Genomic DNA, 20,038 nt, shown 5'->3' on the forward strand with positions numbered 1-20,038 from the left:
ACAACAACAGGCAACACTCATACAACGAGGAGACAGCATGAAACTGAAGACACTGGCATGCATCGGACTGGCCTTTCTACCCTTCGCCGGCACGTCCGCCTACGCCCAGGAAGGCGACACCATCAAGATCGGCGTGATCGCGGCCCTGACCGGCCCCTTCGTCCAGATCGGCAAGCCCTTCGAGGACGGCATCAAGACCTATATGCAGCAGTACGGCGACAAGGTGGCCGGCAAGAAGATCGAGATCCTCTACCGCGACGACGGCGGCAGCAACGTCGAACTCTCGAAGCGCGCCGCCCAGGAGCTGATCGGCCGCGAGAAGGTCAGCTTCCTGATCGGCTTTTCGCTGACCCCGAGCGCGCTGGCGGTGGCGCCGGTCGCCACCCAGGGCAAGGTGCCGATGATCGTCATGAACGCCGTCACCACCGGCATCACGGCCAAGTCGCCCTATATGCTGCGCACCTCGATGACGATGCAGCAGATGACCGAACCCTTCGGCGACTGGACCGCGAAGAACAAGATCGGCAAGGTGTATTCGCTGGTGAGCGATTACAGCACCGGCGTCGACGCCGAGGCCCGCTTCACCAAGGGCTTCACCGAAGGCGGCGGCAAGATCGTCGGCTCGGCGCGGGTGCCGCTGGCGAATCCGGACTACTCGCCCTTCGTCCAGCGCATCAAGGACCAGAAGCCGGATGCCGTGTTCTTCTTCGCCCCCGGCGTCGAGGACGGCGTCGGCATGCTGAAGGCCTATAGCGACAAGGGCCTGGACAAGGCCGGCATCAAGTTTCTGGGCGTGGGCGACATGACCAGCGACAGTCCGACCCTGGAAGCGCTGGGCGACCGCGCGCTGGGCGCGGTGACGGTGCTGAACTACTCGACGGCGCTCGACAACGAGGCCAACAAGTCCTTCCTGAAGGCCTATGCAGCGGCCAACCCGAACCGCCCGGCGCCGACCTTCGTCACGGTGGCCGCGTATGACACCATGGGCATGATCTACGAGACCATTCGCAGGCTGAACGGAAAGGTGACGGGCGATGCCGCCGTCAAGACCCTGTCCGGCATGAAGTGGAACAGCCCGCGCGGACCGATCAGCATCGATCCGAAAACCCGCGACATCGTGCAGAACATGTACATCCGCGAAGTCAAGAAGGTCAACGGCAAACTGGTCAACGAACCGATCGGCGTCCTCAAGGACGTCATGCCCGACTAAGCAGCACCTCCCGCTATCGCAGTAATCCCCGCGGCCTTCACCAGGGCCGCGCGGGTCCCGTTCGTCCCGACGTTTTGAATTCGATCTGTCACCTTGCAGAGGAGTAGACACGTATGAACATGCGACACACCACCACAACCACAACCCTTGCCGCGGCGCTCGCCGCCCTGCTGCTTGCCGCCTGCAGCGACAACGACAGCCAGCCTGCCGCCGGCGACACTCCGCCGGTCACGCCGCCGGTGCAGAGCCTGCCGCAACTGGGCGCGGCCACCGGCGCCAGCATGGCCGGTTGCGCCGACCTGGCGGCAAAGTTGACCTATCCCGACACCACCATCAGCGCGGTCAATGCGATCGCCGCCGGCACCGTCAGCGTGGGCGGCAAGCCGGTGCCCGCCCACTGCCAGGTGCTTGGCGAGATGCTGCGCCGTACCGGCACGGTCGACGGCAAGAGCTATGCGATCGGCTTCGAGATGCGCCTGCCGCTCAACTGGAACGGCCGCTTCTTCTACCAGGCCAACGGCGGCGTCGACGGCAGCGTCGTCAGCGCGCTCGGACCGGTGGGCGGCGGCGGACCGCTGGACAATGCGCTGAACCAGGGCTTTGCCGTGATCAGCTCGGACGCCGGCCACGGCGCGCCGACGCCCTTCTTCGGCATCGATCCGCAGGCGCGGCTCGACTACGGCTACCAGGCGGTCGGCAAGCTGACGCCGATGGCCAAGGCCGTGATCAAGGCCGCCTACGGCAAGGCGCCGGACCGCTCATACATCGGCGGCTGCTCGAACGGCGGCCGCCATACCATGGTCGCGGCGGCGCGCTATGCCGACCAGTACGACGGCTTCCTGGTCGGCGACCCCGGCTTCCGCCTGCCGCTGGCGGCGATCGCCAACATCGCCGGCGCCAAGACCTATGCCGCGCTGGCCTCCACGCCGGGCGACCTCGGCACCGGCTTCACCCAGGCCGAACGGGCGCTGGTGTCGAATGCGGTGCTGGGCAAGTGCGACGCCCTCGACGGCGCCGCCGACGGCCTGGTGCAGGATACCAAGGCCTGCCAGGCCGCCTTCGACATCAACCGCGACGTCCCGACCTGCGCCGGCGCGCGCGACGGCACCTGCCTCACCACCGCCCAGAAGAGCGGCATCGCCGCCCTGTTCGCCGGCGCCAAGACCGAGAGCGGCAAGCAGATCTACACCAGCTTCCCCTGGGATGCGGGCCTGGCCACGAACGGCTGGGCGAGCTGGAAGTTCAATGCCCCGATCGACCGCGATTCCGGCGCGGTCGGCCTGATCTGGGAGGTGCCGCCGGAAGACCCGGCCACCTTCGACGGCCGCAGCTTCGTGCTGAACGCCAGCCTCGATACGATGCTGGCCAAGGTCAACGCCACCAGCACCGTCTACACGGAGAGCGCGATGTCCTTCATGACGCCGCCGAATCCGTCCAACCTGGCGGCCCTGAAGAACCGCGGCGCCAAGATGCTGGTCTACCACGGCACCAGCGACCCGATCTTCTCGAGCGACGACACCACGGCCTGGTATGAAGCGCTGCGCACAGCCAACGGCGGCGACGCCGCGAACTTCGCGCGCTTCTTCCGGGTGCCGGGCATGAACCACTGCTCCGGCGGCCCGGCCACCGACCAGTTCGACATGCTGACGCCGCTCGTCGCCTGGGTCGAGAAAGGCCAGGCGCCGGACACGGTGGCGGCAGCGGCCCGCGGCAGCGGGAATGCCGGCGGCGCGAATGCCGACCTGCCCGCCAACTGGTCGGCCTCGCGCACCCGTCCGCTGTGCGCCTATCCGAAGGTCGCGCGCTATAAAGGCAGCGGCAGCGTCGACGACGCCGCCAACTTCAGCTGCCAGTAATCCCTCCTCCCTCTCTCATGGCCGCATGTCAATCTTGGCATGCGGCCATGCCCTTCTGCGCTTGCCAGGCAGCCCGCCTCGGCGTAGCGTCTTCATTCAGACCATCTACCCGCTCCGCATGAGCATTCGTGCTCAAGCGGACGCATACGTATTTATACTTACGTCGATTTACTTCACAAATGAACTATCCAGTACTAAAATATGTCCTGTGCCGAAGCTTTTCCACTGGTCCTCCTTCAATAAGGTGAACATCATGAACCTGAAACCCCTGATCCCTGTCGTCCTCCTCGCCGCCCTGACCGGCTGCGCTTCCACCAGCAATGTCGCCGCCAACGATCCGGTCCGCGCCCGCGTGCAGGCCGAGCTGGCACAAGCCAGGGCCGACGGCACTTACCCGCTGACCGAAGCGCAATACGTCTACCCGAATTGGCCCGAACTGCACAAGGCGCCCTGAAGCCTGCCTGAACGCACTCTTTCGGCCGCGTCGGTGCGATAATCGGCACTTTCAAAAGCTGCAAGGAATGCAATGAGCGATTTTGGTCCGACCGAACAGCGCCTGCGGCGAGTCCAGGCCCGCGTCCCGGGATTCCCGTTCGAGAAGATGCTGTTGGTCCGGATGGCCTACCATCTGCAGAAGAACCTGCGCGACAGGAGCAACGCGGCGCTGCGGCAGTACGAGCTGGGCGACACGCACTATATGGTGCTGGCCATCCTCTACGGCAGCGTCGACGAAACCTCGACCGCCTCGGAGCTGAGCGAAGCCTGCAACGAGAAGCCCGCCAACCTGACGCGCGTCTGCGACGAGCTGGCGGCCAAGTCCCTGGTCCGGCGCGGCCCCAAGCCGGGCGACCGCCGCGCGGTGATGATTACGCTGAGCGAGGAAGGCCGCGCGATGATCGAGCGCCTTCTGCCCGAGGTTTCCGCCGCCACCACCGCCGCCTTCGCCGGCTTCACGCCGGCCGAGCTGGAAACGCTGGCCAGCCTCAATGCGCGCGTGCTGCGCAACCTCGACGCAAAAGCCTGAGCAGTTTGCCAGTCAGGCCCGCGCCAGCCGTTCGATGACCCGCCGCGCGCGGTTCGGGCCAACGTCGACGTGGATGTCGACTTGCGGCGCGCCGGGATGGCGCAGCATGTTGCGGTACTGGGCTTCGATCACGACCTTGTCTTCCTCGAAGGTCAGCGCGGTCTGGTCGAACACGACGCCGCTGACGTCCGGCCGCTCCGGATGGCTGTTGGACGCCATGGTCCACATATAGTGGGCCGTGGTATCGGTTTCCGGCGTGATCGCATGGAAGCCGCGCATGTGGAAGCCGCCGCGCTGCGGGTCCCGCATGTCCTCGGTGCCCGCGTCGGCGCCGCCGGTCCAGATGTTCAGGTGGCTCACGTTGAACTCCACTTCCTGCCACCGGTCGATCTTGCCCTTGAAGGGCCAGGCGTCGAGGTAGGTCGGCGGCGGCGCCGACTCCGGCATGTAGCGCAGCACCCTGACCTGGTCGCCGCTGGCCTCCACCTTCAGCTCGGCGTTCATGTGGACGGCCGCGTTGCCGCCGATGGTCTTCAGGTGCACGTAGCCGAGGTGGCTGAGGTCCAGCAGGTTATCGTGGATCAGCTGGTAGGGCGCGTCGTAGTGGAAGACGTCGCCCTTGAAGGTGTAGCGCGGATCGCGGTGCACCCAGTAGTCCGGCGCGTCGATCGTCGGCTGGCCGCCCTCCTCGCGCGGCATCCAGATCCACAGGATGCTGTCCTTCTCGCTCAGCACATACGACTTCACCTTCGCCTTGGTCGGGATGCGCTCTTGGCCGGGCACCTCCAGGCAGGCGCCGTCCGGCGCGAACAGCAGGCCGTGGTAGCCGCAGCGCACGCCGCGCTTCTCGACGGTGCCGCAGGACAGCGGCAGCGACTTGTGGCAGCAGCGGTCCTCCAGCGCGGCGGCCACGCCTTCGCCGGTACGGAACATCACGACGTTCCGGTTCAGCAGGGTCCTGGCCACCGGCCTGTCCTTCAATTCCCAGGAAAACCCGGCGACATACCATTGATCGAGCGGGAACATGGCTAATCTCCTTATTTTTGCGTGAGGCTTACTTGGCCGGGTCCTTGACCGCGTCGAAGCGGTCGATCTCGGTGGCCACCAGCCTGCCGTCGCGCTTGTCGATGCGGCGGATGTAGATGGTCTGGACGATGTCGCGGGTGGCCGGATCGATGGTCACCGTGCCGCGCGGGCTGCTGCTGGTATAGCCCTTGAGCGCCTGCATGAAGGCCGCGCCGCCCGCTTTGCCGCCGGTCCTGGCGAGCGTCTTGGCGATCAGCGCCATGCCGTCGTAGGAAGACGCCGCCAGGAAGCTCGGCTGCATGCGCCCGCCCACGGTCTTGCCGAAAGCGTCGACGAAGCTGGCATTGTCGGCGCCCGGCCGGGTATAGGAATAGAAGCCGGACGAATAGATGCCGACCAGTGAATCGCCGCCCGCCTTCAGCACGTCCTCGTCGCCCCATCCCTCGCCGCCCAGGAAGCGGATGTTCGCCTTGTCCAGGCCCTTCTCGCGGTAGGCCTTGGTGAAGGCCACCATCGGCTGGCCGTTCGGCAGGAAGACGTGGATGGCGTCCGGCTTCTCGTCCTTGACGCGCTGGACGAAGGCGCCGTAGTCGACGCTGCCCAGCGGCATGCGCACCGAGCCGACGATCTTGCCGCCGAGGGCAGTGAAGGTCTTGTTGAACCAGATCTCGGCATCGATGCCCGGCGCGTAGTCGGCCACCACGGTGAACACGCGGCGCGCGCCGGTGCGGTAGGCCCATTCCGCCAGCGGCTTGGCCGACTGCGCGATCGTGTAGGAGACCCGCGTCACGTAGGGCGAGCGCGCGGTCAGGCTCGATGCCGCCGCGTTCATCACCACCATCGGCGTCCTGCTCTGGTCGGCGACGCCGGCGGCGGCCATCGCATTCGGCGTGAACACGAAGCCGGCCAGCACGTCCACGTGGTCGCGCGTGACCAGCTCGTTCGCCAGGCGCTTGGCGATGTCCGGCTGGGTGCCGGTATCGTCCTTGTAGATGACTTCGATGCGCTTGCCGGCCACCTTGTCGCCGTTCAGGCGCAGCCAGGTGTCGATCCCGGCCTTCATCTGCGCGCCGCTCTCGGCGGCCGGACCGCTGAGCGAGGTGATGACGCCGATCCGGATCGTGTCGTCCTGGGCGTGGGCGGCGCCGCCGGCAAGCAATGCCGCGATCAAGCAAAACCCTGGCGTGAACCTGTTCATGCATGTCTCCTGTCGTTGTAGTGCATGCAATCATAGGCCGCTTGTGTTATATCTCAAGACAATTCAGAGAATAACGTTTATTCAATATTTAGATATGAGCACGGACGCCGGATTCGACCTCAACCTGCTGCCGGTGGTGCTGGCCATCGCCGAGGAGCGCAGCGTCAGCCGCGCCGCGCAGCGCCTCGGCTGGAGCCAGCCCAAGGTCAGCATCGCCCTCAACAAGCTGCGCGTGGCGCTCGGCGATCCGCTGTTCGTGCGCGGCTCGCACGGCATGTCGCCGACCCCGCGCGCCACCGCCCTGCTGGGGCCGACGCGCGAGATCCTGGGCAGGGTGAAGACCGAGGTGCTGGCCAGCACCCGCTTCGAGCCGGCCGAAACCACGCGCCGCTTCAACTTTGCATTGTCGGACATCGGCGAGATGACCTTCCTGCCGAAACTGCTGGCCTACCTGCAGGCCCACGCGCCGCATGCCACGGTGCGCTCGGTCACCCTGCCGCCGGAGGAGATCGCGGCGGGGCTGGAATCCGGCGAGATCGACCTCGCGCTCGGCTATTTTCCGGACCTGAAGGCGCGCAACTTCTTCCAGCAGCGCCTGTTCACCCACAACTTCATCAGCCTGCTCAACGCACGGCACAGGATCAAGGGCGAGCGGATCTCGATGGCGGACTTCCTGCGTATCGGCCATGCGGTGATCCGCGCGGAGGGGCGCAGCCAGGAGATCTTCGAGCAGCTGCTGGCCAAGCACAAGATCGAACGGCGGGTGGTCCTGTCGACGCCGCACTTCATGTCGATCCCCTTCATCATCGCCTCCACCGACCTCCTGGTGACGGTGCCGTATGCGGTCGGCGAATCCTTCGCGCGCATCGCCAGCATCCGCCTTATCCAGCCGCCGCTGGAAATCCCGCAGTTCGACCTGAAGCAGTACTGGCACCGCAAATTCCACAAGGACGAGCCGAACGTGTGGATCCGCACGGTGGTGGCCAAGCTGTTCGCGGACCGCGCCGGGCGTTAGTGTTCTTCGGCCGCCGACCGGGCCAGCGCCACGAAGGCTTCCGCCAGCGGTCCGCCGCCCTCGGTGTGGCGGGCCAGCAGCATCGAGGTGGTGGCTTCCGGATCGGCCAGTGGCCGGTAGACCACGCCCTCCATGTGGATGCCTTCGAAGGAACCGGGCAGCACCGAGATGCCGCAGCCGGCCGCCACCAGGCCGATGATGGTCGAGGGCTCGCCCGCCTCCATCGCGATGTGGGGCGTGAAGCCGGCGGCGCGGCACAGCTCGAAGATCTGGTGGTAGATGCCGGTGCCGGCATCCTTGGGGAACACGACGAAGGCCTGGCCGGCCAGGTCCTTCACCGCGATGCTCTTCTGCCGCGCCAGCGGCGAATCGGTCGGCAGCACCAGCCGCAGCGGATCGCTGCGCAGCTTCGTCAGCGCCACCTTGTGCGGCAGCTGCATCGAGGCCGGGCGCACGAAACCGACGTCCAGTTCGCGCGCCTCGATCTTCGCCAGCTGGTGCAGGGTCGTCATCTCCTGGAAGCTCAGCAGCACGCGCGGATAGGCCTGGCGGTAGCGCCGCACGACCTTGGCGAACAGCGGCGTGAACGGCGTCGAGAAGGTGAAGCCGACCCGCAGCTCGCCCGCTTCGCCCATGTGGGCGCGGTGGGCGGTTTCCTTGGCCTGCTCCGCCAGCGCCAGCATGCGCCGCGCGTCCGCCAGGAACAGCCGGCCGGCTTCGGTCAGCAGCACGCGCCGTTTGTTCCGCTCCAGCAGCCTGGCGCCGATCTCGGCTTCCAGCGCCTGGATCTGCTGGCTCAGCGGCGGCTGGCCGATGTGCAGGCGCTCGGCGGCGCGCGTAAAGCTCAGTTCTTCCGCCACGGCGACGAAGTAACGCAGATGCCGAAGTTCCATGTTATCTGTTTAAGCGATAAGTAGAGCCACAAATATATATTGGACAGATGGCCTGCGCAATCCTAGGATGGAGTATCAAAGCCTCACGCCTAGCGCCATGTCCAGCCCCACCGCCGTCCCCGCCTACCGCCGCACCAACCGCGCCCTGTTCTTCGGCGGCTTCTCCTGCTTCGCCCTGCTCTACTGCGTGCAGCCGCTGATGCCGCTGCTGGCCCGCGATTTCGCCCTTACGCCGGCGCAGAGCAGCCTGTCGCTGTCGATGGCGACCGCCGCGCTGGCCTTCTCGCTGCTGTGCTCCTCCGTCATCTCCGACCGCGTCGGGCGCAAGAACCTGATGGTGGTGGCGCTGGTGGTGGCCGCCGCGATGACGGTGCTGTCGGCATTCGCGCGCAGCTATGCCGAGCTGCTGGTGGCGCGCACCCTGCTCGGCCTGGCGCTGGGCGGCATGCCGGCGGTGGCGATGGCCTACCTCAGCGAAGAGATCGAACCGGCCTCGCTGGGCGTTTCGATGGGCCTCCTCATCAGCGGCAATGCCTTCGGCGGCATGCTGGGCCGGATGCTGGCCTCGACCCTGTCCGACTTCCTGTCCTGGCGCGTGGCGCTGGCTACGATGGGCGTGGCCGGCCTGCTGGCGGCCTGGGAATTCTGGCGCAGCCTGCCCGCCTCGCGCAACTTCAAGCCCTCCTCGGGCGGCCTGGCGATGACCCTGCACGGCCTGCGCCGCCATTTCGGCGACGACGGCCTGCCCTGGCTGTTCGGCCTGTCCTTCCTGCTGATGGGCTGCTTCGTGAGCGCCTACAACTTCATCGGCTTCCGCCTGCTGGCCGCGCCCTACGGCCTGCGCCAGAGCGTGGTCGGCGCGGTCTCCCTGCTCTACCTGCTCGGCATCTTCAGCTCGGTCTGGGCCGGCCGCCGCGCCGACCGAATGGGCCGCCGCCACGTGCTGTGGTCCGTAATGGGAACGATGTTCGCCGGCCTGCTGCTGACCCTGTCGCACAATCTGATGCTGATCGTCGCCGGCATGGCCATCTTCACCTTCGGCTTCTTCGCCTCGCACTCGATCGCCAGCAGCTGGGTGGGCCGCCGCGCCCGCACCCAGCAGGCACTGGCCTCGGCGCTCTACCTGTGCTTCTACTACCTCGGCTCCAGCGTGGTCGGCTGGCTGTGCGGCTTCCTGTGGGAACACGGCGGCTGGGGCGGCGTCGTCATGCTGCTCGGCAGCCTGCTGGCGGCGGCGCTGCTGATTTCGCTGCGCCTGCGCCGGCTGGCGCCGCTCGGCCCGACGCTGGCGCCGGCCTAATCCATCACGGGCGTTTCGACGCCCAGCAGCTTGTGGATCTTCGGCGAGGTCGTCGTGTACAGCATGTGCACCTTCTTGTCCGGGAAGATGTAAGGGGCGGCACCGAAAGCCGCCAGCGCGGCCTCATGAAAGCCCGACAGGATCAGCTTCTTCTTGCCCGGATAGGTATTGATGTCGCCGACCGCGAAGATGCCCGGCACGCTGGTCTCGAAGGTCTCGGTGGTCGTCACCGTCAGCTGGCGCATCTCCATGTCCAGCCCCCATTCGGCGATCGGCCCCAGCATGGGCAGCAGGCCGAAGAACACCAGCACCATCTCCGCCGGAATGCGGCGAGTGACACCGTCGCTGCCCAGCACCTTCAGCTCGGTCAGCCTGCCATCTTCTTCGCCGAAGCCCGCCACCTGGCCCGAGACGAACTGCATCTCGTGGGCCTCGCACAGCGCCTTCATCTTCGCGATCGAGGCCGGCGCGGCGCGGAAACTGTCGCGGCGATGCACCAGCACCACCGATTCGGCCTTGCCGACCAGGTCCAGGGCCCAGTCCAGCGCCGAATCCCCGCCGCCGCAGATCACCAGCTGCCTGCCGTGGAAGCGGGCCGGCTCCCGGACGCGGTAGAACAGCTGGCTGTCCTCGAACCTGTCGATGCCGCCGACCTTGAGCTTCCTCGGCTGGAAGGCGCCGACGCCGGCGGCGATGAAGATCGTTTTGGTGACGAAGCGCGTGCCGGCCGAGGTCTCGAGGTCGAAGCGACCCTCCTCGCGCTTGCGGACCAGGCGCACTTCCTGGCCGAGGTGGAAGGCCGGCTCGAAGGGCGCGATCTGCTTCAACAGATTGTCGGTCAGCTCGCGGCCGGTGAGCACGGGCGCGGCCGGGATGTCGTAGATCGGCTTGTCCGGATACAGCTCCATGCACTGGCCGCCGGGATACGGCAGGGAATCGATCACATGGGCCTTCACCTCCAGCAGCCCGAGCTCGAACACCTGGAACAGGCCGACCGGGCCCGCGCCGACGATCACGGCATCGGCGTCGATCGCCCCCGCCATCCATTCTTCTTCACGTTTCATACCTTCTTCTCCCGCCAGACAGCTGGCTTGCGTTGTTCGTATTCGCTTTATAATTCCTCAAGTTACCTTGAGGTCAAGCGCCATGAACAAAGCCATTCCCGCCACCGTCCGCCGGCTGAGCGTCGGCGAAGTCGCCGAGCGCAGCGGCGTCGCCGTCTCCACCCTGCACTTCTACGAAGCCAAGGGCCTGATCAGCAGCGTGCGCAGTTCCGGCAACCAGCGCCGCTACACGCCCGACGTCCTGCGCTACATCGCCATCATCAAGGTGGCCCAGCGCGCCGGCATTCCGCTGGACGAGATCCAGCAGGCGCTGGGGCCCTACCAGCCGGGGCAGAAGATCACTGCCGCGCAATGGAAGAGCGTCGGCTCGAAGTGGCGGGCGGCGCTCGACGAGCGCATCACGCGGCTGCAGCGCCTGCGCAGCGAATTGAACGGCTGTATCGGCTGCGGCTGCCTGTCGCTGAAGGATTGCCCGCTGCGCAATCCGGAAGACGTGCTGGGGCGCGAAGGTCCGGGTCCGCGCATCCTCGAACGGGATTGATGAATCGAAAGTATCTGGCCGAGATTTCGCCCATATCGAAAGATATTTCAGCCAAATGCCGGTGGCCTGCACCAATTTTTCTTTCGTGTTTGTTGACGCGTAAGTTTTTTCACCATACATTTAACGCGCCATAACTTACGAACAGAAAAATACCGGAGACCTCGGCTTGACACTTTCGAAGACACTACAGGCAGCCCTGCTGGCCCTTGCCATGACGAGCACCCTGGCGGCCGCCGCGAGCGCCGCCCCGGCGCGTCCGTCCCATTTCGCCATCGACGGCGCCCAGTTCAAACTCGACGGCAAGCCCTATGTCATCCGCTCCGGCGAGATGCATTACCCGCGCATCCCGCGCGCCGCCTGGCGCGAGCGGCTGCGCATGGCGCGCGCGATGGGGCTGAACACCGTGACGACTTACGCCTTCTGGTCGCAGCACGAGCCGGAGCCGGGGCAATGGGACTTCTCCGGCCAGAACGACCTGCGCACCTTCATCAAGACGGCGGCCGAGGAAGGCCTGAACGTGGTGCTGCGGCCGGGGCCTTACGTGTGCGCCGAGGTGGACTTCGGCGGCTTTCCGGCCTGGCTCCTGCGCACGCCGGGCCTGCGCGTGCGTTCCATGGATGCGCGCTACCTGGCCGCCAGCGCCCGCTACTTCAAGCGCCTCGCCCGGGAAGTGGCCGACCTCCAAAGCAGCCGGGGCGGCCCGATCCTGATGCTGCAACTGGAAAACGAATACGGTTCCTTCGGCCGCGACCACGACTACCTGCGCGCCACCCGGGAACAGATGCGCGCGGCCGGATTCGACGCCCCGCTGTYCACCTCGGACGGCGGCGCCGCCCGCCTGTTCGAGGGCGGCACCCTGCCCGGGGCGGCGGCCGTCGTCAACTTCGGCGGTGGGCTGGACGATGCCAAGGGCTCGATCGAAGCGCTGTCGGCATGGCGACCGGCCGGGCCGCGCATGGCCGGCGAATACTGGGCCGGCTGGTTCGACCACTGGGGCGGACCGCACCACAGCCAGAGCCCGGAAGAAGCCGCGCGCACGGTGGACTGGATGCTGTCGCAGGGGCTATCCTTCAACCTCTACATGTTCCACGGCGGCACCAGCTTCGGCTGGCTGGCCGGCGCCAACTATTCAAGCACCGAGCCCTACCAGCCCGACACCACCAGCTACGACTACGACGCCGCGCTGGACGAAGCCGGCCGCCCGACGCCCAAGTACCAGGCCCTGCGCGAAGTCATCGCCAGGCATGTGAAGGAGACGCTGCCGCCGGTACCGGCGGCACCGGCACCGCAGGCCCTGGCCGCCTTTCCGCTGGCGTCCGCCGGCAGCCTGCTGGACAGCCTGGACACCCTCTCGAAGGGCCAGCCCGCACGCTGGGTGCGGGCGATGGAGGAATTCGGCCAGAACTACGGCTACATCCTCTACCGCAAGCGCCTGGCGGCGCCGATCAAGGGACAGCTGGTGCTGGACGATCTGCGCGACCAGGCCACCGTGCTGGCCGACGGCCGTGTCATCGGCCAGCTCGACCGCCGACGCGGCGACAAGGCGCTGGCGGTGGACCTGCCCGCCGGTACCCGGCTCGACCTGCTGGTCGAGGCGATGGGCCGGGTCGGCTTCGGCGCCAGATTGGTGGACGATAACAAGGGCATCGTCCGCGGCGTGAAGCTGGACAAGGACGAGCTCGAAGGCTGGACCGTCTACCCGCTGCCGATGGACGCCACGGCGCTGCAGCGCCTGGCCGCCGGTGCGCCGGCCAAGGCCGGCGGCGATTCGGCAGGCCCGGGCTTCTGGCGCGGAACGCTCAAGCTCGACAAGCCGGTGGACAGCTTCCTCGACACCCGCGGCTGGGGCAAGGGCCAGGTGTGGGTCAACGGCCACCACCTCGGCCGCTACTGGCATATCGGTCCGCAGCAGACCCTCTACCTGCCGGCCTCCTGGCTGCAGGCGGGCGCCAACGAGGTGCTGGTGTTCAGCACCGAGCCTCCCACCGCGACGACGATGCAGGGACGCGCCGATCCGGTGTACGAGACCCCGCCGCCCCATTGACCGCGATGGCGTGGCGGATGCACAGCCGCTCGACATGGCCGTCCGCGGACTGGCCGACCGCGAAGCGCACGGCGCGGGCAACCGACTGCGCCAGGGCGTATTCCACCTCCGCCGGCTCGCCCGGCGCGGGCAGCAGGGGCGCTTCCGTGCTCACCAGCGTGGCCCGCAAGGGATAGCCATCGCTCCCCTTCTGCAGGCCCTCGGTGATTTCCGCCAGCGCCTGCGCCAGCGAACGGAACACGGTGCCGTGGGCGACGCCATGCAGGCCGTCGAGCCGCGGCACGAAGAGCGGCGCGACGTTGACGATGTGGCCGGCGCCCTGCCGCGCCATCTGCGCATTCGCCGCGACCACAGCGTGCAGCCAGGCCTGGATCTGCTCGTCCGCGACCCGGGTCCAGTCGACGCCAAAACCATCGCCGATGGCCGCTTCGCGCGGGATGTTGATGACCACATCGACCCGGCCGTGCTCGCGCACCGCATGGGCGACCAGGCTTTCCACTTGAACGTAGTCGGCGCCGTCCGCCTGTAATGCCAGGACCGATGCGCCGTCCCAGCGCAGTTCGCCCGCCAGTTCTTCGAGGCGCTCGCGGTCCCGTGCCCCGAGCACCAGCAGCGCGCCCTCCTCCGCCAGGCTGCGTGCGCATGCCGCGCCGGCCTCCCCGTCCGCTTCGGTGATCACGACGACTTTTCCCCGACCCTGCTTTGCCATGTTTCCACTCCATCCCTGTACGACGATGGGACGGAGTGTAGGACCTCAAGCAAAGTCGAGGTCAAGCGTTCATTGCAAGGATCAGAAGACGTGCCGGATCCCGGCCATGAGGCCGTTCTGGGCCTTGCCCGGCGCAACGGTGCCGCCGGCGTCGAGGGCTACCGCAGCCTGTCCGTGGTTGTCCATGCGGCCGGCTCCGGCGTAGACCGCGCTGCGCTTGGACAGCGCGTAGGTCAGGCGCGCGACCACCATCGTGGTGTCGTCCGGCGAACCCTTGACGTTCTTCCTGGCCACCTGGGCGTCGAGGGTCAGTTGCGGGCCGACCGGCTGGCTGAGGCCCAGGTAGTAGAGGTCCGACTCGATGACGCCGGTGGCGGCGAAGGTCTTGCGGTCCAGGACACCGCCGCCCACCTTGGTCTTGCCCAGCATGACGTAGCCGTTGAGCGTCGTGCGGCGGTCGTAGTTGGCGCTGCTGGTGAGGCCGAAGGCCGCGCCCTTGTTCCCGTACAGCTTGTCGTAGGAAGCGGTCAGGCCCCAGGTGTCGGCGTCATAGCCCAGCAGACCGGTATATTGGCGGCAGGCGCGCGCATCGCCGGCCACTTCGCCCGCGCAATTGGTCGCCGCCGGGCCACCCGCGGACGAGGCATCGCGCCCGGTGCTGTAGGTGGCGCCCAGCGTCACGCGCTTGAAAGTGCCCATGTAGGCGACGGCGTTGTCGCTGCGGGCATTCGGGATATACAAGTCGATGCTGCTGATCGAGAACAGGTTCGGGCCCAGCACGTCGCTCTTCACCATCGAATAGAAGCTCATGTTCGGCACCCGCCCGATCTGCACGCTGCCCCAGCTGCCCTTGAGGCCGACCCAGGCCTGGCGCCCGAACAGGCGGCCGCCCTGGCTCGCGGTGCCGACGTCAGGATTCAGGCCGTTCTCGAGGGTGAAGATCGCCGACAGGCCGTTGCCCAGGTCTTCCGAGCCGCGAAAGCCAAGGCGCGAAGGCACGCTGCCGGTCAGGGAAGCCATCTTGGTCATCGAATGGCCGGACGTGTCGACATTGTCGGTACGCGCGAAGGCGGCATCGACGATGCCGTAGACGGTAACGCTGGTCTGGGCGGATGCCGCGCCTGCGCACAGGGCGGCCGCCAGGGCGATGGACGTGATGGCGCCGCGCCGGAAGGCTGCAAATTGGTTCATGCTTGTCTCCTGAGGGTGATGTTATTGCCCGCCACTGCAGGGTGGCGGGCCGGGATTGCCGGATCGTTCGCCCGGCTCAGCCCACGTAGTCAGGCTGGTTCTGCGGCGCCGCCGCGATGAAGGCCGGCTGCCGCATGCAGTGCTCATGGACGGCCAGCACGCGCGTGAAGCGCGACAGGTCGCAGCCCATGCGCAGGGCGTTCGCCACCTGGGGTATCAGGCAGCAGTCGGCCAGGGTTGGCGTGTCGCCGAAGCAGTAGGCGCTCGCCGGCGCCTTCGACAGCAGGCACTCCACCGCACCAAGGCCTTCGTCGACCCAGTGCGCGTACCAGGCCGACTTGGCCTCTTCGCTCACGCCAAGCTTGCCGCTCAGGTACTTCAGCACGCGGATGTTGTCGATCGGGTGGATCTCGCAGGCGATGGTCTGGGCGACTTCCAGCACGCGGGCGCGCAGCACCGGCTCCTCGGGCAGCAGGCGCGGCGCCGGGTAGCGGTGGTCGAGGTAATCGATGATCGCCAGCGACTGGGTCAGCGTGACGTCGCCGTCGACCAGCACCGGCACGATGCCGGCCGGGCTCAGCTCGCGATAGGCCGGCTGGCCCTGCTCGCCGGCGCGCAGGTTGACGCCGGCGTAGTCGTAGGACAGGCCCTTCAGCGCCAGCGCGATGCGCACGCGGAAGGAGGTGGAACTGTTGAAGAAGCTGTAGAGTTTCATGCGAAGCCTATGGGTACGAAAGATCAGGTCGATGCYGGCGTGGATGCCGCAGCGGAGCCCTTGCTGCCCGCCGCCGCCGCGCCGCCGGCACCGGCCAGCGGATAGCGGACGAACATCGCGAACACCGACAGCGATGCCAGCAGCGCCGGGATGGCGAGCAGCAGGATGATGGCCGAGAAGCCGAGGCCCGCGCCAAGCAGCGCGCCGCCCATCAGCGAACCGAGGATGGCGCCGCAGCGGCCCACGCCCAGCGCCCAGCTGACGCCGGTGACGCGGTTGCTGGTGGGGTAGAAGGCGGCGGCCAGGGCATTGGCGCCGATCTGCGAACCGCTGATGCAGAAGCCGACGCCGGCCACGCCGATGTTCAGCAGCACCAGATCGGTGTACTGGAAGCCGATCAGGGCGATGAAGGCAATCGCGCACAGGTAGGACAGGCCGAGCACGCGGTAGGGATTGAAGCGGTCCATCAGGCGGCCGATGACGATGGCGCCGACGGTGCCGCCCACCTGGTACATGGCGGACACCAGGGCCGCCTTGGCGATCGGGAAGCCGGCGTCCTTGAACAGGGTCGGCAGCCAGTTGGTCAGCAGGTAGACGATCAGGAGGCTCATGAAGAAGGCGGCCCACAGCGCCAGGGTGCCGAAGGCCAGCGGCGATGCGAACAGCTGGGCGACCGGCGAACGTCCCTTGGCGGCCGGCGCTTCCGGAATGAAGAAGCGTGCGCCGGCTAGCCTTGCGCCCGGCGCGATGCGGTGCAGGGTCGCGGCGATCTGCGGGCTGCCGGGTTTGCGCAGCACCAGGAAGCGCACCGATTCCGGCAGCAGGAAGTAGAACAGCAGCGCACAGGCGACCGGCACATAGCCGCCCACCAGCAGCACGCTGCGCCATCCGTATTCCGGAATCAGGTGGGCGGCCAGCACGCCGCCCAGGCCAGAGCCGAGGGTGAAGCCGCAGAACATGATGGTGACCACGGTCGACTTGCTGCGCTGCGGCGAGTATTCGGAGGTCAGGGTGATCGCGTTCGGCATGGCGCCGCCCAGTCCCAGTCCGGTCAGGAAGCGGAAGATGGTCAGGGTCAGCAGGGAATCGGTATAGGCCGAGGCCAGGCTCCAGATGCCGAAGAACAGCACCGACAGCACCAGGATGGTCTTGCGGCCGATGCGGTCGCCCAGCGGGCCGGCCAGGAAGGAGCCGAACGCCAGGCCGACCAGGCCGGCGGACAGCAGCGGCGCCAGGTGCTGGGGGGTAAGGTGCCACTCGCCGCGCAGCGACGGGGCGATGAAGCCGATGATCGCCGTATCGAAGCCGTCGATGGCGATGATGATGAAACAGAGGAAGGCGATCAGGAACTGGTAGCGCGTGAAGCGCCCCGTATCGATCAGCTGCTGTACGTCGACTTGCGCGGTACTGGACATGGTGTCTCCTGTTGATTGTCGTGGTTGGCCGCGGTCTGGGCCGCGGTCCGTGGTGTGGTGGCGTCAGCCGAGGTCGACGAACACCCTGCCGTTCTCGATCTTCACCGGGTAGGTGCGCACCGCCTCGGTGACCGGCTGGCAGGTCGGGCTGCCGTTGCGGATGTCGAACTTGCCCTGGTGGAGCGGGCATTCGATCTCGAAGCCGTCGAGGAAGCCGTCGCACAGGCGGGCATGCCCATGGGTGCAGAGGTTGTCGGTCGCGTAGACCTGACCCTCGACCTTGTACAGGGCGACGTCCTTGCCGCCGGTGTCGACGCCCAGCACGTCTTCTTCGGGCACCTCGTCGAGGGCACTGATGTCGAGCCAGTTGTTTGCCATGTTTGCTGCCTTTGCTAATTCAGATTGGATAGATCAGCGAGTTCGGGATCATCTCGCTGTCGTACACGCACACGCGCGATTCGAACTTGAGTCCCTGCGGCGTGGCGCGCACGCGGTCGATATAGCGGCCGACGTTGAACACCGTGGTCTCCTGGCTCAGCTTGGTGCGGAAGACCGCGTAGTTCGCCTCGGCCTCGACCAGGTCGCCGTCCACACGCAGGATGCGCGGCAGGCCGACCGTGTGGCGCTGGTAGTACGGGTCGTGGAACAGGGTCTCGCGGATGCCGTAGACGCGGTCCCTCAGCATCCCCTTGCTCAGCAGGGCCAGGGTGGACAGCGGGAAGCCGCGTTCGAAGTTCTCGCGCGGCTGCACCTTGTATTCGCAGTCGTCGACAAAGAAGTCCACCCAACGCTCCCAGTCGGCGGCGTCGACGGCGGCCGCGTAATCGGCGTTCAGCCGGGCCAGCGCCAGGTAGATCTGCAGGTCATCGTTGCTGTTCATCGTTCAGTCCTCCATCACCGTGCGCCAGTACTCGTACATCCCGCGGATGAGGGTCTCGGTGACCATGTGGTCGGTGTTCTCGACGCCGTAGCCGCCGAGTTCCGCCACCGCGCGGTGGAAGGGCTTCTGCTCGAAGCCGTACTGCGACAGCTCGATGACCTCACCGTCGTCGGCCGAGACGAAGCCGGCCGGCCCGAACAGGTTGGCCTGGACCAGGCGGCGCTCGGTCATCTCCTCGCTGTCGTCCTCGAAGCCGAAGTGGGTCCAGACGAAGTCGAAGGAACCCTTGCCGTCCGGCTGGATGTGGCGGGTGGAGACGCTGTTGACCTGCTGCTGGAAGATCACGCTCGGGAACACCGTCATCATCACCGCCGTCGGACCGCCCCACCATTCCTCGGGGACGATGTCGAGCAGGCGCTTGTCCTCGATCTGCATGCTCTCCTTGAAGCTGGTGATGCCGGAGGTGACGTCGGCCTTGCTGCCGGCGCCGCTGCCGCGGGTCGAGATCATCGCCGCGTGGCGGTGGCGCTCGTCCATCACCAGCTGGGACTTGTTATCCGCCCGCCACAGGCCGTAGGTGACGAACCAGGTGTGCAGCAGGCCAGGATGGTAAGGGTCCTTGATGTTCTCCTGCATCAGCTTCCAGTTACCGGGGATGCGCTGGCGGTTGTAGCCGAGGATCTTCAGCTGGCGGCCGTTGAACAGGCGGTCGAAGTAGCGCGTGATCTCGGGGCCGAGGAAGTCTTCCAGCGATTCCACCTCGTGGTCGAAGGAGGCGAACACCACGCCGCCACGGGTGGCGACCTTCAGCCGGGTCAGGCCGTGTTCCTCGGGCTTGAATTCCTTGGGCATGCCGCCCTGGATCTTGCCTTCCTGCTTGACGCCGCGGCGGAAGGGCACGCCCTGCAGGTCGCCGTTCAGCCGGTAGTTCCACTGGTGGTAGGGACAGACGAACTCCTTCCTGTTGCCGTGGCGCTCGCGGCAGAACTGCATGCCGCGGTGGGCGCACACGTTCTCGACCACGTGGATGCCGTCCTCGCCGCGCACCATGAGCACCGAGCGTTCGCCGATCGCGGTGCGCTTGAAATCGCCCACCTTGGGGATCTCGGCTTCAAGTCCCACGTAGCACCAGTGGCCGCGGTAGAACAGCCTTTCCAGCTCGCGCTGGTAGAGCTGCTCGTCGGTGTACACCGCGAACGGGATCCTGCTGCTGCTTTCCTTCGACTCCCACACTGCCATGACCGCCTCCGTCTCAGCCTGCCACGCGCACGCGGATCTCGCCCAGGCCGGCCACGCTGCCGACCATCAGGTCGCCCTGCTTGACCGCGTTCACGCCTTCCGGGGTACCGGTCATGATGATGTCGCCCGGCTCCAGGGTTTCGTACTCCGACAGGTAGGCGATCGATTCCGCCACCGACCAGATCAGCTTGGACACGTCCGAACGCTGGCGCGATTCGCCGTTCACGGTCAACGCGATCTCGCCTTCGCGCACGTGGCCGACTTCACTGGCCTTGTGGATGGCGCCGATCGGCGCCGATTGCGCGAAGGACTTGCCGAATTCCCAGGGACGGCCCTTGTCGCGCGCTTCCAGCTGGACGTCGCGGCGGGTCATGTCGAGGCCGACGGCATAGCCGTAGACATGGGCCAAAGCCTGCTCGACCGGGATGTTGGCGCCACCCTTGGCGATGGCGACCACCAGCTCGATCTCGTGGTGGAAGTTGGCGGTCTTCGGCGGATACGGGATCGTCACTTCCTCGCTGCCGGCAACCACGGTGGCATTCGCCGGCTTCATGAAGAAGAACGGCGGTTCGCGGTCCGGATCGCGGCCCATCTCGCGCGCATGCGCCGCGTAGTTGCGGCCGACGCAGAAGATGCGGTTGATCGGGAACTGCTCGTCGCTGCCGGCGATCGGCAGGGTGTGGACGGGGGCCGGGGCTACTGCGTATTTCATGGGGTT

20 protein-coding genes are annotated in these 20,038 nt (G+C 66.9%); 8 read left to right on the top strand and 12 right to left on the bottom strand.

The genetic code is table 11. The annotated features are described in order from the left end of the window. The first annotated feature begins 37 nt into the window (after positions 1-37). The 4 genes from AC1DIX_RS09835 to AC1DIX_RS09850 all read left to right on the top strand — a co-directional run bounded on the left by AC1DIX_RS09835 (position 38) and on the right by AC1DIX_RS09850 (position 4,090). On the top strand, positions 38-1,210 hold the full coding sequence (locus tag AC1DIX_RS09835) for an ABC transporter substrate-binding protein (RefSeq protein WP_477323934.1): 1,173 nt from the start codon (positions 38-40) through the stop codon (positions 1,208-1,210). A gap of 119 nt (positions 1,211-1,329) precedes the next feature. After that, positions 1,330-3,066 carry a tannase/feruloyl esterase family alpha/beta hydrolase gene (locus tag AC1DIX_RS09840; protein WP_477324066.1) on the top strand — a complete coding sequence of 579 codons (1,737 nt, stop codon included), beginning with the start codon at positions 1,330-1,332 and terminating at the stop codon, positions 3,064-3,066. A 253-nt stretch (positions 3,067-3,319) separates the two neighbouring features. Then, positions 3,320-3,520: a DUF4148 domain-containing protein gene (locus tag AC1DIX_RS09845; RefSeq protein ID WP_441933726.1), complete on the top strand. Its 201-nt coding sequence runs from the start codon at positions 3,320-3,322 to the stop codon at positions 3,518-3,520. A gap of 72 nt (positions 3,521-3,592) precedes the next feature. Further along, complete coding sequence (locus tag AC1DIX_RS09850; protein ID WP_477250427.1) at positions 3,593-4,090, top strand: MarR family winged helix-turn-helix transcriptional regulator; 498 nt, start codon at positions 3,593-3,595, stop codon at positions 4,088-4,090. A 12-nt stretch (positions 4,091-4,102) separates the two neighbouring features. Here AC1DIX_RS09850 and AC1DIX_RS09855 read toward each other — a convergent pair whose 3' ends face one another. Continuing rightward, positions 4,103-5,116, bottom strand: coding sequence for a Rieske 2Fe-2S domain-containing protein (locus AC1DIX_RS09855; protein ID WP_477323936.1), 1,014 nt, complete (start codon positions 5,114-5,116; stop codon positions 4,103-4,105). A 28-nt stretch (positions 5,117-5,144) separates the two neighbouring features. After that, entirely contained in the window at positions 5,145-6,314 is a 1,170-nt protein-coding gene (locus AC1DIX_RS09860; RefSeq protein WP_477323938.1) for an ABC transporter substrate-binding protein, read from the bottom strand. A 94-nt stretch (positions 6,315-6,408) separates the two neighbouring features. Between AC1DIX_RS09860 and AC1DIX_RS09865 the strand changes: the two genes are divergently transcribed. Further along, a complete protein-coding gene (locus AC1DIX_RS09865) occupies positions 6,409-7,329 on the top strand; it encodes a LysR family transcriptional regulator (RefSeq protein WP_477250433.1) in 921 nt (306 codons plus the stop codon). Here the strand turns inward: AC1DIX_RS09865 and AC1DIX_RS09870 are convergent. Further along, positions 7,326-8,222, bottom strand: a complete 897-nt coding sequence (locus AC1DIX_RS09870) for a LysR substrate-binding domain-containing protein (RefSeq protein WP_477323940.1) — start codon at positions 8,220-8,222, stop codon at positions 7,326-7,328. The two genes, AC1DIX_RS09865 and AC1DIX_RS09870, sit on opposite strands and share 4 nt — an antisense overlap. Positions 8,223-8,319: 97 nt before the next feature. Between AC1DIX_RS09870 and AC1DIX_RS09875 the strand changes: the two genes are divergently transcribed. After that, entirely contained in the window at positions 8,320-9,522 is a 1,203-nt protein-coding gene (locus tag AC1DIX_RS09875; RefSeq protein WP_477323942.1) for an MFS transporter, read from the top strand. On the opposite strand, the gene AC1DIX_RS09880 is transcribed toward AC1DIX_RS09875, so the two are convergent. Further along, positions 9,519-10,586, bottom strand: coding sequence for an NAD(P)/FAD-dependent oxidoreductase (locus AC1DIX_RS09880; RefSeq protein WP_477323944.1), 1,068 nt, complete (start codon positions 10,584-10,586; stop codon positions 9,519-9,521). The genes AC1DIX_RS09875 and AC1DIX_RS09880 overlap by 4 nt on opposite strands. A gap of 82 nt (positions 10,587-10,668) precedes the next feature. Here AC1DIX_RS09880 and soxR point away from each other — a divergent pair, with 82 nt between their 5' ends. Together soxR and AC1DIX_RS09890 are read left to right on the top strand one after the other, a co-directional pair. Beyond that, complete coding sequence (gene soxR, locus AC1DIX_RS09885) at positions 10,669-11,127, top strand: redox-sensitive transcriptional activator SoxR (protein ID WP_441933742.1); 459 nt, start codon at positions 10,669-10,671, stop codon at positions 11,125-11,127. A 166-nt stretch (positions 11,128-11,293) separates the two neighbouring features. Then, positions 11,294-13,171, top strand: coding sequence for a glycoside hydrolase family 35 protein (locus AC1DIX_RS09890; RefSeq protein ID WP_477323946.1), 1,878 nt, complete (start codon positions 11,294-11,296; stop codon positions 13,169-13,171). Here AC1DIX_RS09890 and AC1DIX_RS09895 read toward each other — a convergent pair. The 8 genes from AC1DIX_RS09895 to AC1DIX_RS09930 form a co-directional block, all read right to left on the bottom strand. Next, complete coding sequence (locus AC1DIX_RS09895) at positions 13,095-13,880, bottom strand: SDR family oxidoreductase (RefSeq protein WP_477323948.1); 786 nt, start codon at positions 13,878-13,880, stop codon at positions 13,095-13,097. The genes AC1DIX_RS09890 and AC1DIX_RS09895 overlap by 77 nt on opposite strands. Positions 13,881-13,961: 81 nt before the next feature. After that, positions 13,962-15,071, bottom strand: a complete 1,110-nt coding sequence (locus tag AC1DIX_RS09900) for a porin (protein ID WP_477323950.1) — start codon at positions 15,069-15,071, stop codon at positions 13,962-13,964. Between the two features lie 76 nt (positions 15,072-15,147). Further along, entirely contained in the window at positions 15,148-15,786 is a 639-nt protein-coding gene (gene maiA / locus AC1DIX_RS09905) for a maleylacetoacetate isomerase (protein WP_477323952.1), read from the bottom strand. Between the two features lie 23 nt (positions 15,787-15,809). Continuing rightward, positions 15,810-17,201: an MFS transporter gene (locus tag AC1DIX_RS09910; protein ID WP_477323954.1), complete on the bottom strand. Its 1,392-nt coding sequence runs from the start codon at positions 17,199-17,201 to the stop codon at positions 15,810-15,812. Between the two features lie 63 nt (positions 17,202-17,264). Beyond that, positions 17,265-17,579 (bottom strand): non-heme iron oxygenase ferredoxin subunit, encoded by a 315-nt coding sequence (locus AC1DIX_RS09915; RefSeq protein ID WP_477323956.1) that lies wholly within the window; start codon positions 17,577-17,579, stop codon positions 17,265-17,267. 19 nt (positions 17,580-17,598) lie between these two features. Then, positions 17,599-18,081 (bottom strand): aromatic-ring-hydroxylating dioxygenase subunit beta, encoded by a 483-nt coding sequence (locus AC1DIX_RS09920; protein WP_477323958.1) that lies wholly within the window; start codon positions 18,079-18,081, stop codon positions 17,599-17,601. Between the two features lie 3 nt (positions 18,082-18,084). Beyond that, positions 18,085-19,320, bottom strand: a complete 1,236-nt coding sequence (locus AC1DIX_RS09925; protein ID WP_477323960.1) for an aromatic ring-hydroxylating dioxygenase subunit alpha — start codon at positions 19,318-19,320, stop codon at positions 18,085-18,087. Between the two features lie 13 nt (positions 19,321-19,333). After that, on the bottom strand, positions 19,334-20,032 hold the full coding sequence (locus tag AC1DIX_RS09930; protein ID WP_477323962.1) for a fumarylacetoacetate hydrolase family protein: 699 nt from the start codon (positions 20,030-20,032) through the stop codon (positions 19,334-19,336). Positions 20,033-20,038 lie beyond the last annotated feature (6 nt).

This window comes from Massilia sp. 05N420 (assembly GCF_056397205.1).

What these genes read in the sequence shown, in the direction of transcription:
- AC1DIX_RS09835 (WP_477323934.1), top strand. Translation starts at nt 38, where the DNA reads ATGAAACTGAAGACACTGGCATGCATCGGACTGGCCTTTCTACCCTTC.
- AC1DIX_RS09840 (WP_477324066.1), top strand. Translation starts at nt 1,330, where the DNA reads ATGCGACACACCACCACAACCACAACCCTTGCCGCGGCGCTCGCCGCC.
- AC1DIX_RS09845 (WP_441933726.1), top strand. Translation starts at nt 3,320, where the DNA reads ATGAACCTGAAACCCCTGATCCCTGTCGTCCTCCTCGCCGCCCTGACC.
- AC1DIX_RS09850 (WP_477250427.1), top strand. Translation starts at nt 3,593, where the DNA reads ATGAGCGATTTTGGTCCGACCGAACAGCGCCTGCGGCGAGTCCAGGCC.
- AC1DIX_RS09855 (WP_477323936.1), bottom strand. Translation starts at nt 5,116, where the DNA reads ATGTTCCCGCTCGATCAATGGTATGTCGCCGGGTTTTCCTGGGAATTG.
- AC1DIX_RS09860 (WP_477323938.1), bottom strand. Translation starts at nt 6,314, where the DNA reads ATGAACAGGTTCACGCCAGGGTTTTGCTTGATCGCGGCATTGCTTGCC.
- AC1DIX_RS09865 (WP_477250433.1), top strand. Translation starts at nt 6,409, where the DNA reads ATGAGCACGGACGCCGGATTCGACCTCAACCTGCTGCCGGTGGTGCTG.
- AC1DIX_RS09870 (WP_477323940.1), bottom strand. Translation starts at nt 8,222, where the DNA reads ATGGAACTTCGGCATCTGCGTTACTTCGTCGCCGTGGCGGAAGAACTG.
- AC1DIX_RS09875 (WP_477323942.1), top strand. Translation starts at nt 8,320, where the DNA reads ATGTCCAGCCCCACCGCCGTCCCCGCCTACCGCCGCACCAACCGCGCC.
- AC1DIX_RS09880 (WP_477323944.1), bottom strand. Translation starts at nt 10,586, where the DNA reads ATGAAACGTGAAGAAGAATGGATGGCGGGGGCGATCGACGCCGATGCC.
- soxR (WP_441933742.1), top strand. Translation starts at nt 10,669, where the DNA reads ATGAACAAAGCCATTCCCGCCACCGTCCGCCGGCTGAGCGTCGGCGAA.
- AC1DIX_RS09895 (WP_477323948.1), bottom strand. Translation starts at nt 13,880, where the DNA reads ATGGCAAAGCAGGGTCGGGGAAAAGTCGTCGTGATCACCGAAGCGGAC.
- AC1DIX_RS09900 (WP_477323950.1), bottom strand. Translation starts at nt 15,071, where the DNA reads ATGAACCAATTTGCAGCCTTCCGGCGCGGCGCCATCACGTCCATCGCC.
- maiA (WP_477323952.1), bottom strand. Translation starts at nt 15,786, where the DNA reads ATGAAACTCTACAGCTTCTTCAACAGTTCCACCTCCTTCCGCGTGCGC.
- AC1DIX_RS09915 (WP_477323956.1), bottom strand. Translation starts at nt 17,579, where the DNA reads ATGGCAAACAACTGGCTCGACATCAGTGCCCTCGACGAGGTGCCCGAA.
- AC1DIX_RS09920 (WP_477323958.1), bottom strand. Translation starts at nt 18,081, where the DNA reads ATGAACAGCAACGATGACCTGCAGATCTACCTGGCGCTGGCCCGGCTG.
- AC1DIX_RS09925 (WP_477323960.1), bottom strand. Translation starts at nt 19,320, where the DNA reads ATGGCAGTGTGGGAGTCGAAGGAAAGCAGCAGCAGGATCCCGTTCGCG.
- AC1DIX_RS09930 (WP_477323962.1), bottom strand. Translation starts at nt 20,032, where the DNA reads ATGAAATACGCAGTAGCCCCGGCCCCCGTCCACACCCTGCCGATCGCC.